4 tRNA genes are annotated in these 532 nt (G+C 48.3%); all 4 read left to right on the forward strand.

Features of this window, described 5'->3' with window-relative positions:
• Positions 1-30 precede the first annotated feature (30 nt).
• The 4 genes from AC1DOS_RS20505 (at position 31) to AC1DOS_RS20520 (ending at position 483) form a co-directional block, all read left to right on the forward strand.
• Positions 31-107: transfer RNA gene (locus AC1DOS_RS20505), tRNA-Met, on the forward strand.
• A 3-nt stretch (positions 108-110) separates the two neighbouring features.
• Positions 111-186, forward strand: a tRNA-Asp gene (locus tag AC1DOS_RS20510).
• Positions 187-329: 143 nt separating this feature from the next.
• Positions 330-405: transfer RNA gene (locus AC1DOS_RS20515), tRNA-Phe, on the forward strand.
• A 4-nt stretch (positions 406-409) separates the two neighbouring features.
• A tRNA-Gly gene (locus AC1DOS_RS20520) sits at positions 410-483 on the forward strand.
• Positions 484-532 lie beyond the last annotated feature (49 nt).

Below are 532 nucleotides of genomic sequence, written 5' to 3' on the forward strand. Positions count from 1 at the left end.
GTATCATAGTGTTTGTACATATTACATTATCGCGGGGTGGAGCAGCACGGTAGCTCGTTGGGCTCATAACCCAAAGGTCGCAGGTTCAAATCCTGCCCCCGCAACCAAATGGTTCCGTGGTGTAGCGGTTAACATGCCTGCCTGTCACGCAGGAGATCGCGGGTTCGATTCCMGTCGGGACCGCCATTTTTTATGAAATATTAAGAATTGGAATAAGCAAAGAAGGTCGAGGAAGCAAAATGAGTAAGTGAAGGAGCGTACTTACGTACGTGACTGAACGAACGAATATTGCTGACAAAGAGATTCGCAGCTTAGTACAATTCGAATGTGGCTCAGTAGCTCAGTCGGTAGAGCAAAGGACTGAAAATCCTTGTGTCGGCGGTTCGATTCCGTCCTGAGCCACCATAATGCGGGTGTAGTTTAGTGGTAAAACCTCAGCCTTCCAAGCTGATGATGAGAGTTCGATTCTCTTCACCCGCTCCAATTTTTTGTGKGCCTATAGCTCAGCTGGTTAGAGCGCACGCCTGATAAG

It is taken from the genome of Paenisporosarcina sp. P5_A11, assembly GCF_056400705.1.